This window comes from Streptomyces sp. CO7, from assembly GCF_053474865.1.
Window position 1 is genome coordinate 1 of sequence record NZ_JBRIOU010000220.1, and the last position, 14015, is coordinate 14015.

A 14015-nucleotide genomic window follows, 5' to 3' on the forward strand; every position below is an offset into this window, starting at 1 on the left:
GTCCTGGCGGGTGACGACCTGGCCGACCTGCTTGACGGGGTACCGGCGGCGTCCGATGATCACGGACTCACCGGTGACGGGCTCGGGCTTGATGCCCTTCATCGAGTCCAGCACGCCGCTCTTGGTCAGGTCGAACGGAAAGCGGGCGATGACACAGCGCATGACGCCTCACAGACAGAAGGGGAAACGGGGGCCGACCGCCGTCCGGCGGTTCAGCGGGGGAGGGGGGCGAGGGCGCCTGGGGCGCTGCCGTGTTCGTCGACCACGGGCACCGGCCCGAGCCGCACGAAGGGCATCGCATCCTCGGCCTCGCCCTTCGTGGCCAGAGGTGAGGTGAAACGCTCGCTGTCGTCGGTGATGTCACCGAGGCGGATCCGGTCGGTGTAGCCTGCGCTGTCCCGGAGGGCGGCGAGCTGGGCCTGGGTGACCAGGCCGACGCACCGGGCGTCTTCGTCGCAGACGATCAGATGTTCCGTATGTGCGGCGGCTAGGACGGACAGCGCCACCTCGACGGTCATGTCGTACCAGGCCTGCGGCCCGGCCGCCTCCGCGACGTCGACCACCGCGCCGCGCACGGGACGAGCGCTCGTGGAGCGAGCCTGCATGCGGACCATCGTCAAGGGGTTCCTCCTGTTTGGACGGGCAGAGTGCTGGACCATCGGCGGTTCTATGCGGCCGCACCGGCGGGGGACTGGAGCGCGGCCGGACCCCGGGGAGCCGAGGCGGGGTGGCGTCTGCCACGGGAGGCGGCACCACGCTTCCTGGAACGTTTGGTCACCGGTGCGGTGATGACGACCGGGACGCCGGTCGGTGACTGGGCTCCGGTGATCCGGCTGAGGGCCTCGTCGCCCGAGCTGACCTGGGTCGTCCGCGGCCGGATCCCGGCGTCCGACATGAGCCGGACCATGCCGCGCCGCTGGCTCGGGGTGACGAGCGTGACGACGCTGCCGGACTCACCGGCGCGGGCCGTGCGGCCGCCGCGGTGGAGGTAGTCCTTGTGGTCGGTCGGCGGATCGACGTTGACGACGAGATCGAGACCGTCGACATGGATGCCGCGCGCGGCGACGTTGGTCGCCACCAGCACGGTGACGTGCCCGGACTTGAACTGTGCCAGGGTGCGGGTGCGCTGCGGCTGGGACTTGCCGCCGTGCAGGGCAGCGGCCCGCACACCGCTGTCGAGCAGGTCCTGGGTCAGCCTGTCGACGGCGTGCTTGGTGTCGAGAAACATGAGCACGCGGCCGTCGCGGGCGGCGATCTCGGTGGTGGCCGCGTGCTTGTCGGCGACGTGGACGTGGAGTACGTGGTGCTCCATCGTCGTGACGGCGCCGGCCGAGGGGTCGACGGAGTGCACGACGGGATCGGTCAGGTAGCGGCGCACGAGCAGGTCGACGTTGCGGTCGAGCGTGGCGGAGAACAGCATGCGCTGGCCCTCGGGGCGGACCTGGTCGAGCAGGGCGGTGACCTGCGGCATGAAGCCCATGTCGGCCATCTGGTCGGCCTCGTCGAGGACGGTGACGGAGACCTCATCCAGCCGGCAGTCGCCTCGGTCGATGAGGTCCTTGAGGCGTCCTGGGGTGGCGACGACGACCTCGGCGCCACCGCGCAGCGCGCTCGCCTGCCTGCCGATGGACATGCCGCCCACGACGGTGGCCAGCCGCAGCTTCACGGAGCGGGCGTACGGGGTGAGCGCGTCGGTGACCTGCTGTGCCAGTTCACGCGTCGGTACGAGGATCAGCCCCAGCGGCTGCCGCGGCTCGGCGCGTTGCCCGGCCGTGCGGGCCAGCAGGGCCAGCCCGAAGGCGAGGGTCTTGCCGGAACCGGTGCGCCCGCGGCCCAGCACGTCGCGGCCGGCGAGGGAGTTCGGCAGGGTCGCGGCCTGGATCGGGAACGGTGCGGTGACGCCGGCCGAGCCGAGCGCGGCCAGCAGTTCCCCGGGCATGTCGAGATCGGCGAAGCGCTCCACGGCGGGAAGCGCAGGGGTGATCGTCCGGGGGATGGCGAACTCCCCCTGGACGGTTGCGGGTCGGCGGCCGTAACCGCCGGAGCGGCTCGGGCCGGCCGATCGGCGCGGGGCCGACGAACCAAAGCGGCCGCCACCCTTTCCGGATTCGACACTGCCATTACGGGTGCGGGCGTAACGGTCGTTCGTGAGTGTACGGTTCATGCGGAACCTTCCTCGATCCGGCACATGTCTAGGAATTCCCGCAATAATGAGCAGCACGGAGAATTGCAAGAATTAGCCAGGTGGGGGGTGGCGGCTTGCAATCGCACGGATTTATACCGGCGCCAGACACGCAAGCGCTAAGATGAGTGGCGCGGTGGGGGCTCAATATTCGAAGCGTCCACTGCGCTGCAGCTATGAAGGGATGCGTTTGCATCCTTGAAGGACGATCCGTGTGCGGTGCGCCCACGGATTCCTCGGTCGTCCTCCACAGGTGAAATCACCGTGGGAAACGCATACAGCTGGGGCCCGCACCCCGAGGGATGCGGGCCCCAGCTGCAAGTACGCGACAGTCAGCGTCAGGCGAGAGTGATGTTCTCGGCCGTCGGGCCCTTCTGGCCCTGCGCGATGTCGAAGTTCACCTTCTGGCCCTCCAGCAGTTCGCGGAAACCCTGGGCGGCGATGTTCGAGTAGTGGGCAAACACGTCAGCGCCGCCACCGTCCTGCTCGATGAAGCCGAAGCCCTTTTCCGCATTGAACCACTTCACGGTACCAGCAGCCATGTCATTTCTCCTTTGGGGCAGTGCACCGGAGCCCGCACCGTGCGGACGCCGTGTCGCCGCGATGAGCACCCCGCCCGGAAAAATACCGGAAATACAAAAGCGCTCCCAACGGCACAGAGCCGACCAGAGCACTTGAAGGTTCGGGAACCACAACTGCAACTGAGCACGACAGTAGCACGTCGCAGCAGTCAGTGGGCGGTGAAGAACGCCACCCTGTTGATTTCGGCAGGAAATCCATCCGCATGCCCCAATGAAATATCAGCCCGCGAGCACAGATATTGACCCATCCGCGAGACGCCATTTTTTGCGTGCCGCGCTTGCGCGATCCGGCCTCCAGCCGCGCCCTCGAAGACCGGCTCCGGCAACGTCGACCCCGCACCGATCCCTGCTTCGTCGCGCCCGATGCACTCGGAACGACTCCACACGAGCAGCGGGCCGCCCCACCCTGCAGCCCGCCGATCGTGGCCAACTGGTCTTCCAGGCCCCCCTCTTCGAGTGCCTGATGAGCACCCGGGAGGACCCCCACCTCCTGTCCTCCACGACGACTCCGGCGTCTGCGGCCTCCCCGGCCTCCGGCCCAATCGGCGTCACCTTTCGACGGGTCCGCATGGTCCCCGTCCCCACAGGGGCACGCCTGGAAGGCCAGTTGGCCACGATCGGCGGCACGGCACAAACATCGTTCGCATGCCTTCCGGCAGGAAAGCAGCTGGCACCAACACAATGGGCGCTCACCGCTGTGGCAAAACAACGCTCTCACCGACGGCGAAACCGTGCACCATGCGCGCTGGGAACACGCCGCCGGCACACCGCTGCGCAGCGTACTGAACGGAGCAGACCAAGCCGCGCAAGCCCGGGCGCGGTCTCGCCGATGTCGAACTCGCCACCGCGGAATGGGCCGACTGGTTCAACAACCAGCGGCTCGTCCGCGTCCCCTGCCGCAGCTGCTGGGAAACTCTCCGCAGGAGATCCGCGCACTCGGGGAGCAGGCCATGGCCACATTCAAGAGCTGGCGACTCTACGCAAACTGCGTTGCAGTACGACCCGTATCACCATCATCGTCAAGGTCGTCCTTGCCCAGCAGTTCGCAGGGCAAGGACCGATCGGGATCAACAAAGTAGAAGGGACCCTGATCCTCGTTGCTGACGTCAAAGTCACCTACGACAAGAGCGCGGACGCGTACGCATACTTCGCAGACCCGCAGGTAAGGGTGGCTCGGCGCACATGCAATCCCTGCGATCCGAGCGATGTCGGAGACATGATCAACCTCGACTTCGAAGAACAGGCCGTCTCATCGACATCGAGATCCTGACCGCCTCCACGAAGTTCCCTGAATACCCTGCGTCTTGGGCAAGGTGGGCAGGTCGGTGTCGCGTGGACCTGGCTGGTGCACCGGAAGGCCCGCCCTCTCGGCCGTAGCTTTCGCTCTGTGCACCACCGGGCCTACATGGATGGCTTGTCAGCCGCGATGATCAGGCGCTTATTGCCGCCGCCGGTGCTGGGGCCAGGTACGGGCGGAGCAGTGTCGTAGACGCCGATAGGGCCCCACTTGACCTGGTCGTTAGGCTGCCAGCGGAGGATCTTCCACGTTTTCATGCGGGCAATGACGCGGCCCACGCGGGCACGGACCTGCCTGTGGGATTTGTTGTGTTCCTGCTTCCAGTCTGGCAGGTCTTCGCCCTTGCGTCGGTGGCGGGGCCTGACGAGCCCGGTGCCCGGGTAGCCGCCGTCGGCGGTCGTTGGTGTCTTGCCGACGGTCGCCTTGGCGCCGGACTCCTCCCGTGCCTTGCAGTCACTGCGCTTTCCGGCGAGCGGCCGCCGCACGGTCCGCCCGCCAGTGGTCGCCGATCCCTGTGCGTCGCGTGTGACGAGGGCCGCGTATGGTCACGGGCATGGCCGACGACCAGGTGCAAGGAACGCGACGAGGCCCAGGCAGGCCACGGCAGGAGCACGTCACGCGGGCCGTACTCGACGCAGTTGTCGAGCTGGTCGCCGAGAGCGGAATGGGAGCTCTCACCATGGACGCGGTCGCCACGCGTGCCGGCGTCGGGAAGCCGGCCATCTATCGGCGGTGGCCCACGAAGCAGGAACTGCTCATCGCGGCGGCGGAGTCGCGCATCGGCCCTCTCGCCGTGCCTGATATGGGTGACTTCCGGGCCGAGCTGCGCGCCGTGTTGACAGCGCGCATGAGGGCCTACCGGCAGCCAGGCGTGGCTCGTCTGGTGGCCGCTGTGATCGGCGCCGCCGCCGAGGCGGGGGCGGAGCCCGCCGCCTACCGCGCCTACACCGAGCGCGTGATGAGGGAGACCCGGCAGGTGCTGGAACGCGGAGTGGCACGAGGCGACGTCCGGCCCGACGTCGACGTGTCGGACGCCACCACGCTGGTGGCCGCGTCCCTGGTCTTCCGCATGGTCGGCGAGCAGCGCATGCCGGATCAGTCGCTCGTCGAGTCGATGGTGGACCTGATCGCCCGAGCGGTGGCCGCCAGGCGCTGAACTGGCGCGACCCCCGTCATCTCCGGCAAGCGCCGGGCAGGACAGCCTGCCCGGCGCTTCGTCGTGTGCCGGGGCCGGTGCCCCTGAGAGATGTTGCCGAAATCTTCTCGCTCCGACCCCTTGCACCGGGCACGCGAGATATCGATACTGCCGGTTACGTAACTAGCGGTTACGTAATCGAGTGCGCACGAAGGAGCCTCATGCACGACGTCGGGACCACCCATGCAGTCCGCCCCAGGCCGACCTTGGACAAGCCGCTGATGCACTACGGCAGCCGCGTGCTGGAGCGCCTCCCTCGTGGCGTAGAGCCGACCGCCTACCAACTGTTGGAGATCCAGCCGCTGACGCCGCACTTCGGCGCGACCCTGGGTGGCGTCGATCTCACCCAGCCGATCACCGACGCCCTGGCCGAAGAACTGAGGCGGGCGCTGCTGGAATGGAAGGTGGTCTTCTTCCAGAAGCAGACCGGCTTCACCGCCGCCCACCAACTGGCGCTGTCGGCCGTCTGGGGTCCGCCGGAGCCCAATCCCTTCTTTCCCCGGACGGAGACCGCCGGCGTCTCCCGGCTGGCGAAGGACGCCAAGGCCGTCGGCAACAAGAACATCTGGCACAGCGACCATTCCTTCATGGCCAACCCCGCCCTCGGCTCTGTGCTGCGCGCCGTGGAGGTACCCACCGCCGGCGGCGACACCCTCTGGGCCGACATGGCTGCCGCCTACGACAACCTCTCCGACGAGATCAAGCGGCGGATCGAGGACCTGGTCGCCGTCCACGACTGGGAGCCCAGTTGGGGAGCCCTGATGAACGACGAGCAGAAGGCCACGTTCCGCGCACGGTGGCCACAGGTGGAGCACCCCGTCGTGGTCCGCCATCCCCGCAGCGGCCGCAGGACCCTCTACGTCAACGAGCCGTTCACCACCCGCATCAAGGGGCTCTCCGACCGGGAGAGCCGGGAGCTGCTCGACATCCTCGTCCTGCAGGCCCGGATCCCGGAGTACCAGGTCCGCTTCCGCTGGGAGCCCGACTCCGTCGCCATCTGGGACAACATCGCCACCCAGCACTACGCGATCAACGACTACTTCCCCCGGCGCCGTGTCATGGAGCGCATCGCGATCGAGGGCGTCCCGCTGCGCTGAAGCCGCCCCAGAAGTCGGCCGGCCCCGCACCGCGCCGCATGCCGTGCGGGCCGGCCTGGCCCCACGGCGGCCCCCCGATTCCCCAGGAGCCACCATGACCGAGGCGCCCACCTTGCCTCAGCACCACCCCAGGACCACGGGAGGCGGCGTCCGCGCCTGGACGGTCACCGCGCTGCTCGTTGTGTTCATGATGATCAATTTCGCGGACAAAGCGGTCCTCGGTCTGGCCGCCGACGAAATCCGCGCCGACCTGGACCTCACCGCCACCCAGTACGGCCTCGCCAACAGCGCGTTCTTCCTGCTCTTCTCCGTGGCCGCCGTCGTCGTCGGGTTGGCGGCCGACCGGGTCTCACCGAAGACGCTGTTGCTGGTGATGGCGCTGCTGTGGTCCGTGGCACAGGTCCCCGCCGCGATCGGCGGCGGCCTCGCCGTGCTCGTCACCTCACGCGTCCTCCTCGGCGCCGCCGAAGGACCCGCCTTCCCGGTGGCCCAGCAGGCCACGCTCGCCTGGTTTCCCAATCACCTGCGCAACCTTCCCGGTGCCCTGATCACCCTCGGCGTCACCCTGGGAGTGATCGTCTCTGCTCCCGGCCTGACCTGGGTGATCCAGAATCACGGGTGGCGGGCGGCCCTGTGGACGCTGACCGCCGTCGGGCTCCTGTGGGCCGCGGTCTGGACGGCGCTGGGCGCGGACGGGCGGCACACCGCGAAGACACCCGGGGCGGGCCGGACGGCCCCGGAGTCCCCGGACCCGGCGCCCTACCGGCGGATCTTCGCCAGCCGTACCTGGCTCGGCGTCACGCTCGCCTACTTCACCAGCTACTGGACCGTGGCCCTCTCACTCGCCTGGCTGCCCTCCTACCTGCGCAACGGTCTCGGTCACTCGGCCGACGAGGCCGGCGTGCTCGTCGTCGCGCCCTGGACCGTCGGTGCCGTCGTCCTGCTGGCCCAAGCGGCTGTCACGAGCAGGCTCATGCGCCGCGGCGCGGGCAGCCGGCGCGCCCGCGGCTGGGTCGGCGGTGTGATGCTGGCGCTGGCCGCCGCCTGCTGTCTGGCCGTGCCGCTGGCCGACGGCACGACAGCGAGGACCGTCCTGGTCTTCCTCGGCTTCGGCCTCGGGGGCTCCTACGCCACCATCGCGGCCACCACCGTCGCAGAGATCGCTCCGCCGTCACGCAACGGTGGCGCGCTCGGGGTCATGAATGCCGTGGTGACCACAGCCGGCCTTGCCGCGCCCGCCGTCGTCGGCGCACTCGTCGACGCCGGGGGAGCGGACGGCTACACCGCCGCCGTGCTGCTCTCCGGCGTACTGCTGGCGGTCGGCGCCGTCACCTCCTTCGCGTTCGTGGACCCCTCGCGGGACAGCGCCCGGCTGAACGGCCGGGCGGAAACCACCCCCCTCACAGGAGCTGCATCTTGAGCGCCTCTTCCGCCCTGGACACCGCCCCTCTCGACCTCGCACTGGCCGAGCTGCGTCAGCACGCCGACGCGTGGACGAACACCTCGCTGACCGCACGCATCGGCCTGCTGGAGCGGATGCTCCCCCGGATCGCCACAGGCGCGCAGGACATGGTCGAGGCCGCCGCTCACGCCAAGGGATACAGCGCCGCCTCCGCCTGGGCCGCCGAGGACTGGGGCACAGCACCTTGGGCGCTCGCCCGGACGGTCGGCGCGTACCTGCATGTGCTGCGCAGGATCGCCGCGGGGCGCGGTGCCGTCCCCGGCAAGGCGGTGCGGGCCCGTGGCGGACGCACCGTTGTCGACGTCTTCCCGGCCACCGCCTCGGACCGCCTGCTGCTGAACGGCTTCACAGCCGAGGTGTGGACCCTGCCCGGCACCACCCACGAGGAGGTCCTGGCCCGCGCGGCAGGGGAGTACCGCGGCCGCAGGGCCGACTCTTCGGTCGCCCTGGTGCTCGGCGCGGGCAACGTCCCCGCCATCACGCCACTCGACGTCCTGCACAAGCTGTACGTGGAAGGGCAGGTCGTCCTGGCCAAGATGAACCCGGTCAACGCCTACCTGCGCCCCCACTTCGAGAAGGTGTTCGCGGAATTCGTCCACCACGGCTGGGTCCGTTTCGTGGACGGCGGGGCCGAGGAGGGCGCCTTCCTCGCCGCCCACCGCGACGTCGACGCCATCCACGTCACCGGCAGCGAGCGCACTCACGACGCCATCGTCTGGGGCACGGACGAACGGGCGGACGCACGCCGGCTGGCGGACACACCGGTCAACGACAAGCCCCTCACCAGCGAGCTGGGCGGGGTCAGCCCTTGCATCGTCACCCCCGGACCGTGGAGCACGGCCGACTTCCGCTACCAGGCCGAGCACATCGCCACCAGCAAGATGAACAACTCCGGGCACAACTGCGTGGCCAGCCAGGTACTTCTGGTGCCCGACGAGTGGGACGGAACCGACCGGCTGCTCGACGAGGTCCGCGCCGTGCTCCGTGGGCTGCCGCCCCGCACCGACTACTACCCCGGAGCGGCGGACCGCCTGGAATCGGTGGCCCGGACCCACCCCGGAGCCGAAGCCCTCGGCGACGGGCTCGGCCGCCTCCTCGTGCCCGACATCACCGACACCACCGATCCGATGCTCACCGACGAGGTGTTCGCGAGCGCCCTGGGAGTGGTCCGGCTACCCGGCGACAGCACCTCCCGGTTCCTCGCCGCAGCGGTGGAGTTCGCCAACGAGAGGCTGCCGGGCACCCTGGGTGCGACGCTGCTGGTGCACCCCCGGACCGAACGCACGCACCGGGCAGCAGTGGAAGAGGCCGTGGCCGCGCTGCGGTACGGAACACTGGGCGTCAACTGCTGGTCGGCGTTCGGCTTCCTGCTCGGCTACACACCCTGGGGGGCCTTCCCCGGCCACACCCGCCAGGAGATCGGCAGCGGCACCGGCTTCGTACACAACGCCTTCATGCTTGAGGACATCGAGAAGACCGTGCTCCGCGCGCCGTTCGCGCCCTCCCCGCGCGGACTGTTCACCGGTGCGCCCTCGCTGTCGCCTCGCCCTCCCTACTTCGTGACCAACCGGACCGGTCGAAGGACCATGGAGCGGCTGACGGCCTACGCCTGTGAGCCGACGGCGGCCGAACTGCCCGGCATCCTCCTCTCCGCCCTCCGTGGCTGAGTGCGGACAGACCGGAGGCGACGACGTGGCCGGACATGTCGGGACGGGGTCGGATCAGTTGGACGAGGCGACCGGTAGGGTCCCGCGCATGAGCGCGATCATCCGCACGATGCGCCTGTGGCTCGTGCCGAAAAGCATCGACGAGGAGGGTGACACACCGGACTATCGCTTCTCGCTCGCGAACGAGCGCACCTTCCTGGCCTGGCTGCGGACCTCTCTGGCCCTGATCGGAGGAGGTTTCGCGGTGGACCAGTTCCTGCCCGACCTCCGCCGGGGCTGGCGGGTCGCGCTCGTCTGCGCCCTGCTCGCCGCCGGCGCGGTCTCCGCACTGCGGGCGGTCGACCGCTGGGCCCGCTGTGAGAGGGCGATGCGGCGAGGCGAGGACCTGCCGCCGACCCGCTTCCCAGCACTGGTCAGCCTGGGGGTGGCACTGATCGCCCTGCTCATGACGATCGTGGTGCTCGTCGGTCCCGTCCGGTGAACGGCGGACTCCCGGCGGGGCGGCCGGCTCGGGAACGGGGCCCAGGGCTGCAGGCCGAGCGAACCCAGCTGGCCTGGCGACGCACGACCCTGTCGGCGACGGTCGTCGCCGTGCTTGCCGTCAGAGCAGCACTGCGCGGCCCACCGTCGGCGGCCGCGACGGCCGCGGGCGCGGCCTGCTGCGTGCTGTGGCTGCTACTGGTCGGTCTCGAGCACGCACGTGTGCGGACGATGCGGGTGGCACGTACGCGCGGACGGCACCCCCCGCCCCTCGGGCTCGGCCTGGCCGCAGCGACAGCGCTGTGCACCGTGGCCATGGCCGGGGGCGGGGGATGGCTCGTGCGGTGAGCGTCCGCGGACGGGGCTCGCGTGATGAACGCCATCTCCCTTGAGACGGCACTCGCGCAGGATCTTCGAGGTCTTCATCCGGGCGAAGACATGCTCGACTCGAGCGCAGACGCTGCGGTGGGAGGTGTTGTGCTCTTCCTGTGCTTGGCGTCGCTCACGTGCACAACCTTGCGTGCCAGGGCTGGCCGCGCCCGACCGAAGTGCCGTCCGATCAGGATTCGGCGGGCAGAAGCTGGACCAGGCCGATCCAGCTCTCCCCATCCACCCAGGTCTGCGTGGCGCGGACCCTCCAGTGGCTGGCGGGCCGCAGGACCGATGCCTGGGCGGGCGTCCCGCCGCCGGGATAGTGGATGCCCAAGTCGGAACCAGCTTCGGCAGAGTCCCTGAGCACCGCCGAACCGTCCGGAACCCAGGTGCCACTCCTCCCGACATCCGTCACTGCTGCTCGCCGACCTCGACCTGTTCCGTGAGCAACTCATCGGCCAGCACCCCGGTAGACGGCACATCATCTACCCGGACGAACGCACCTACCGCTGCGCCTCCGCATGGCTCCGGGAATTGTTCGGCCCACCGGACTCACAATGTCGACGCTGCGGCAGGACCGGATCCGCGACGAGGAATTCGAAGTCAACGACCCGCTTCACCGCGCCGCCGAAGCCGCCGATCATCACTGTGCGCCGGCGGCCGAAGCCCGGATGCGCCCACCGTTGACCGGTGCCTGGCCGCACCACCTGACCGAGGCCTACCAGGCCCTGATGGAACGCGCCTACGCGGCCATGCCCGACGGGTACATCCCGCCTCCGGACCTCGCCCCCTTGGCCTACGAGAGCAGCGGCCCCGCCCTCGCACGGCTGGCCGCAGCACACCTGGAACGCCACTCGGCCCACTCCCGGTAGAAACCGCGAAGTCCTCTGCCGGAGCACCGGCTTGGCCTGGCGGTGACTGCGCACCGCACCCGCGTTCGGTGTTGGATCAGCCTCCGGCACCCGTTACGCCTTCCGTGCGGACGTCCAGCCTTGGCGGCGGAGGCTTTCGAAGCCGTCCAGGAGGAGGTCCAGGGCGAATTCGAACTCGAACTGGTCGTCGCAGCCGCCACCGACCGTGGAGCTCCCGTCGTGTGCGGCTGTCGCGGCCAGTTCCGCGATGTGCGGGTAGCGCGCCGCCGCTTCGGGGTCGGGCGGTCCGGAGGCGCCCGAGGTGTTGAACAGTTCCTGGCTGAAGCCGAGCAGGCGGCTGCCCATTGCGTGCATGACGTGGTGCGTGAGGTCGGCGGAGAGGCCGCCGTCCCGGAAGCTCCCAGCCATCGAGTCCAGGTAGGACAGCACTGCCGGGGTGGGGGCGGTCCGTGACTCGATGACGCGGGCCGCCCAGGGGTGGCGCAGCAGGACCTGCCGGGCCGAGAGGATCCGCCCGCGGACCACGCTCCGCCAGTCGGGGCCCGCAGCCGGCGGCTCGATCTCGCCGACCACGGTGTCGACCATGCCGTCGAGCAGTTCCTCCTTGTTGGCCACGTGCTTGTAGAGCGCCATCGGTACGACGTCGAGCTCCTGGGCGAGCCTGCGCATGCTGAGCGCGTCGATGCCGGTGGCGTCGGCGAGCGCGACGGCGGCGCGCAGGACGCGGTCCCTGTTCAGGGGGATGCGGTGCGTGTGTGCGGTTTCCTGCCGGGTCATTGCGGTTCGGCCCTTCCCCTCTCGACAGCGCCCCGTCCTTGACGAGTGTACGTCGTACACCTAGGCTCGGCGGGAGGTGTACGGCGTACACCACCGTCGAGTGGGGGAGTACCGAGAAGATGAGTCCGGACCGGAAAACCGCTGTGGCCGCCGGGTCGCTGTTCCTGCTGACCGAGATCGCCGCGATAGCAGGGGCCGTCCTGTACCGCCCCCTGCTGGGAGCGGCGGACGGCCGAATAGCGCACGGCGCCGACACCAGGGCGCTGCTCGGAGTGCTCTGCGAGGTGGTCCTGGTGGCGGCGGTGACCGGTACCGGAGCGGCACTGTTTCCCGTCCTGCGTCGCCACGGCGAGGGTCTCGCGCTCGGTTACGCCTTCGGGCGACTGCTGGAGGCGGCCGTCATCGCCCTCGGGATCGTCGCCGTCCTGGCACTCGTCACCCTGCGGCGAGACACCGGGGCGGTGACAGAGGCCGACGCCGCGCTGGTGGCCGCGCACGACTGGACGTTCCTGCTCGGGCCCAACATCGCCCTGGGCCTGAACACCGTCCTGCTCGCCTACCTGGCATACCGCGCCCGGCTCGTGCCACGCTTCCTCGCCGTACTCGGGCTGGCCGGCGGACCGCTCATCTGCGCCTCTGCCGTCGCCGTGATGTTCGGCGTCTACACGCAGCTCTCCATGGCCGGGGCGGCCGCCGCGCTCCCGGTGTTCGCCTGGGAACTGGGGCTGGCCGGATGGCTGATCATCAAGGGGTTTGGGCCCGACTCAGCCACCACGCCGCGGGCAGACAGACAGGTGGCCGCTCCGGCAGATGTCCGTCGGTGATTGTGGCCCGCTCCGGACGGCGAAACCGTCCGGAGCGACGCGCAGGCCCTGTCCCGCGGGGACCGTCACGGCATGAAGCAGCGACCGCCGAGCCGGTCCGGGTGCCGCAGATCTTCGCCCCTCCGGAGAGTGATGACACTTGCGAGGGGCAGGAGCCGCTTCCCGTCTGACGGGACCTGAGAAGTTCAGATGCTGCTCCCGCGTGGCGGGACCTACGGCTGATCTGCCCTTCGATGCTGGTCAGGGCCGTGTGGCGGCGTGGTGTCCATGATGGAAATCGCGCTGATCACCGCCGGGTTGCGGTGACGGCCGTCGCCCGGCGCGCACGCCGCTGCGCGCCGCCCAGGAGCAGGCCGGTGTCCCGGTCGGGCGATGGTTGGGCCGCGGCCCGGCCGTGCTCGGACCGGCGCCGGGGGAGGAGAGCACCGAGGCGCAGCTGCGGAACCTGTTCGGCGAGCGGGGCCGGCACCCGCATGCGGACCGGATCGAGGCCGACCGGCTCGCTGCGGGTGACGCCCCGAAGGAAGCGTTCAAGGCCGGCGCTCTCGGTCGCCCGGTGACGGTGACGGGTGTGGACTTCGTGTCCGGCCGCAGCCGACGATCTACCTGTTGTGGGCGCTGGGGGATGAGGAGACGCGACACGCCGGCCGCGCCGAGGCTCGCTGCCGCAGCGGGCCCGGCGCGGCCGGCGTGAGCAGCCCGGCCGGACTCGCCGAAGCCGCGGCCTCCGGCGAACTCGCGCCGATCACCGGCCGGACCACGGGCATGTCCTACGCCGGCCTGCTCGCCAAGCTGAAACGCTACGACGCCTACGGGGGCGCCCCGCCGTCCGGCCGCGGCAACGCCGCCCACACCCCACGCTCCCACTGGCAGGAGACCTACGCCGGACCGGCGATGTTGGTGGCTCCGAGGGTCTTGAGCAGTCCAGTGGCCAGGTTGCGGGAGGTGGCCATGGCGCGGGGTGCACTCCCGGTGTGGACGGTGGATGCGTCCTCGGCGAAGGTCACGTCTCTCATGCGGTGCAGGGCCTCTATTGCCCAGTGGCCGCGTACTGCTGTGGCGAGTTCGGCGGGGGTGGTCAGGTGGGCGGAGCCCTTGAGCGCCTTGCCGTCGACGGCGATCGCGCGATCCGAGACCAGCCCGACCGGGCACTCGCACTCCTCGGCATCACCAACCAGGACGCGTACGGAACTCGATCAAGCCCTGGGG

Annotated in this window: 14 protein-coding genes and 2 pseudogenes; 8 read left to right on the top strand and 8 right to left on the bottom strand. The window is 70.0% G+C overall.

Annotated features, from left to right (window positions below):
* The 5 genes and pseudogenes from ACOV8S_RS32850 to ACOV8S_RS32870 all read right to left on the bottom strand — a co-directional run.
* A partial coding sequence (locus tag ACOV8S_RS32850; protein WP_448322332.1) for an SCO5918 family protein occupies nucleotides 1-162 on the bottom strand: 162 nt, incomplete at its 3' end.
* A 50-nt stretch (nucleotides 163-212) separates the two neighbouring features.
* Entirely contained in the window at nucleotides 213-605 is a 393-nt protein-coding gene (locus tag ACOV8S_RS32855) for a CBS domain-containing protein (RefSeq protein WP_448322308.1), read from the bottom strand.
* A gap of 62 nt (nucleotides 606-667) precedes the next feature.
* On the bottom strand, nucleotides 668-2164 hold the full coding sequence (locus tag ACOV8S_RS32860; RefSeq protein WP_448322310.1) for a DEAD/DEAH box helicase: 1497 nt from the start codon (nucleotides 2162-2164) through the stop codon (nucleotides 668-670).
* A 356-nt stretch (nucleotides 2165-2520) separates the two neighbouring features.
* On the bottom strand, nucleotides 2521-2724 hold the full coding sequence (locus ACOV8S_RS32865) for a cold-shock protein (RefSeq protein ID WP_448322312.1): 204 nt from the start codon (nucleotides 2722-2724) through the stop codon (nucleotides 2521-2523).
* Nucleotides 2725-4293: 1569 nt separating this feature from the next.
* A pseudogene (locus tag ACOV8S_RS32870) lies at nucleotides 4294-4545 on the bottom strand (transposase family protein); the annotation flags it as partial.
* A 68-nt stretch (nucleotides 4546-4613) separates the two neighbouring features.
* Between ACOV8S_RS32870 and ACOV8S_RS32875 the strand changes: the two are divergent.
* The 6 genes from ACOV8S_RS32875 to ACOV8S_RS32900 all read left to right on the top strand — a co-directional run bounded on the left by ACOV8S_RS32875 (nucleotide 4614) and on the right by ACOV8S_RS32900 (nucleotide 10309).
* Nucleotides 4614-5216 (top strand): TetR/AcrR family transcriptional regulator, encoded by a 603-nt coding sequence (locus ACOV8S_RS32875; protein WP_448322313.1) that lies wholly within the window; start codon nucleotides 4614-4616, stop codon nucleotides 5214-5216.
* A 200-nt stretch (nucleotides 5217-5416) separates the two neighbouring features.
* Nucleotides 5417-6352 carry a TauD/TfdA dioxygenase family protein gene (locus ACOV8S_RS32880; RefSeq protein WP_448322315.1) on the top strand — a complete coding sequence of 312 codons (936 nt, stop codon included), beginning with the start codon at nucleotides 5417-5419 and terminating at the stop codon, nucleotides 6350-6352.
* 94 nt (nucleotides 6353-6446) lie between these two features.
* A complete protein-coding gene (locus ACOV8S_RS32885) occupies nucleotides 6447-7772 on the top strand; it encodes an MFS transporter (RefSeq protein WP_448322317.1) in 1326 nt (441 codons plus the stop codon).
* Nucleotides 7769-9481 carry an aldehyde dehydrogenase family protein gene (locus ACOV8S_RS32890; protein WP_448322318.1) on the top strand — a complete coding sequence of 571 codons (1713 nt, stop codon included), beginning with the start codon at nucleotides 7769-7771 and terminating at the stop codon, nucleotides 9479-9481. The genes ACOV8S_RS32885 and ACOV8S_RS32890 overlap by 4 nt, the downstream gene beginning before the upstream one ends.
* Before the next feature lie 88 nt (nucleotides 9482-9569).
* On the top strand, nucleotides 9570-9962 hold the full coding sequence (locus ACOV8S_RS32895; RefSeq protein ID WP_448322320.1) for a YidH family protein: 393 nt from the start codon (nucleotides 9570-9572) through the stop codon (nucleotides 9960-9962).
* Entirely contained in the window at nucleotides 9959-10309 is a 351-nt protein-coding gene (locus ACOV8S_RS32900) for a DUF202 domain-containing protein (RefSeq protein ID WP_448322322.1), read from the top strand. Before ACOV8S_RS32895 ends, ACOV8S_RS32900 begins: the two co-directional genes overlap by 4 nt.
* Before the next feature lie 18 nt (nucleotides 10310-10327).
* Here the strand turns inward: ACOV8S_RS32900 and ACOV8S_RS32905 are convergent.
* Nucleotides 10328-10468: pseudogene (locus ACOV8S_RS32905) on the bottom strand (IS5/IS1182 family transposase); the annotation flags it as partial.
* 422 nt (nucleotides 10469-10890) lie between these two features.
* Between ACOV8S_RS32905 and ACOV8S_RS32910 the strand changes: the two are divergent.
* Nucleotides 10891-11205 carry a hypothetical protein gene (locus ACOV8S_RS32910; RefSeq protein WP_448322324.1) on the top strand — a complete coding sequence of 105 codons (315 nt, stop codon included), beginning with the start codon at nucleotides 10891-10893 and terminating at the stop codon, nucleotides 11203-11205.
* Between the two features lie 93 nt (nucleotides 11206-11298).
* On the opposite strand, the gene ACOV8S_RS32915 is transcribed toward ACOV8S_RS32910, so the two are convergent.
* On the bottom strand, nucleotides 11299-11982 hold the full coding sequence (locus tag ACOV8S_RS32915; RefSeq protein WP_448322326.1) for a TetR/AcrR family transcriptional regulator C-terminal domain-containing protein: 684 nt from the start codon (nucleotides 11980-11982) through the stop codon (nucleotides 11299-11301).
* 119 nt (nucleotides 11983-12101) lie between these two features.
* Here ACOV8S_RS32915 and ACOV8S_RS32920 point away from each other — a divergent pair, with 119 nt between their 5' ends.
* Entirely contained in the window at nucleotides 12102-12806 is a 705-nt protein-coding gene (locus tag ACOV8S_RS32920; RefSeq protein WP_448322328.1) for a DUF4386 domain-containing protein, read from the top strand.
* Between the two features lie 878 nt (nucleotides 12807-13684).
* Here ACOV8S_RS32920 and ACOV8S_RS32925 read toward each other — a convergent pair.
* A complete protein-coding gene (locus ACOV8S_RS32925) occupies nucleotides 13685-13822 on the bottom strand; it encodes a hypothetical protein (protein ID WP_448322330.1) in 138 nt (45 codons plus the stop codon).
* Nucleotides 13823-14015: the final 193 nt, after the last annotated feature.

Coding starts and splice junctions, on each gene's coding strand:
- ACOV8S_RS32865 (WP_448322312.1), bottom strand. CDS start 2,724: ATGGCTGCTGGTACCGTGAAGTGGTTCAATGCGGAAAAGGGCTTCGGC.
- ACOV8S_RS32885 (WP_448322317.1), top strand. CDS start 6,447: ATGACCGAGGCGCCCACCTTGCCTCAGCACCACCCCAGGACCACGGGA.
- ACOV8S_RS32920 (WP_448322328.1), top strand. CDS start 12,102: ATGAGTCCGGACCGGAAAACCGCTGTGGCCGCCGGGTCGCTGTTCCTG.
- ACOV8S_RS32860 (WP_448322310.1), bottom strand. CDS start 2,164: ATGAACCGTACACTCACGAACGACCGTTACGCCCGCACCCGTAATGGC.
- ACOV8S_RS32875 (WP_448322313.1), top strand. CDS start 4,614: ATGGCCGACGACCAGGTGCAAGGAACGCGACGAGGCCCAGGCAGGCCA.
- ACOV8S_RS32915 (WP_448322326.1), bottom strand. CDS start 11,982: ATGACCCGGCAGGAAACCGCACACACGCACCGCATCCCCCTGAACAGG.
- ACOV8S_RS32895 (WP_448322320.1), top strand. CDS start 9,570: ATGAGCGCGATCATCCGCACGATGCGCCTGTGGCTCGTGCCGAAAAGC.
- ACOV8S_RS32855 (WP_448322308.1), bottom strand. CDS start 605: ATGCAGGCTCGCTCCACGAGCGCTCGTCCCGTGCGCGGCGCGGTGGTC.
- ACOV8S_RS32925 (WP_448322330.1), bottom strand. CDS start 13,822: ATGAGAGACGTGACCTTCGCCGAGGACGCATCCACCGTCCACACCGGG.
- ACOV8S_RS32880 (WP_448322315.1), top strand. CDS start 5,417: ATGCACGACGTCGGGACCACCCATGCAGTCCGCCCCAGGCCGACCTTG.
- ACOV8S_RS32910 (WP_448322324.1), top strand. CDS start 10,891: ATGTCGACGCTGCGGCAGGACCGGATCCGCGACGAGGAATTCGAAGTC.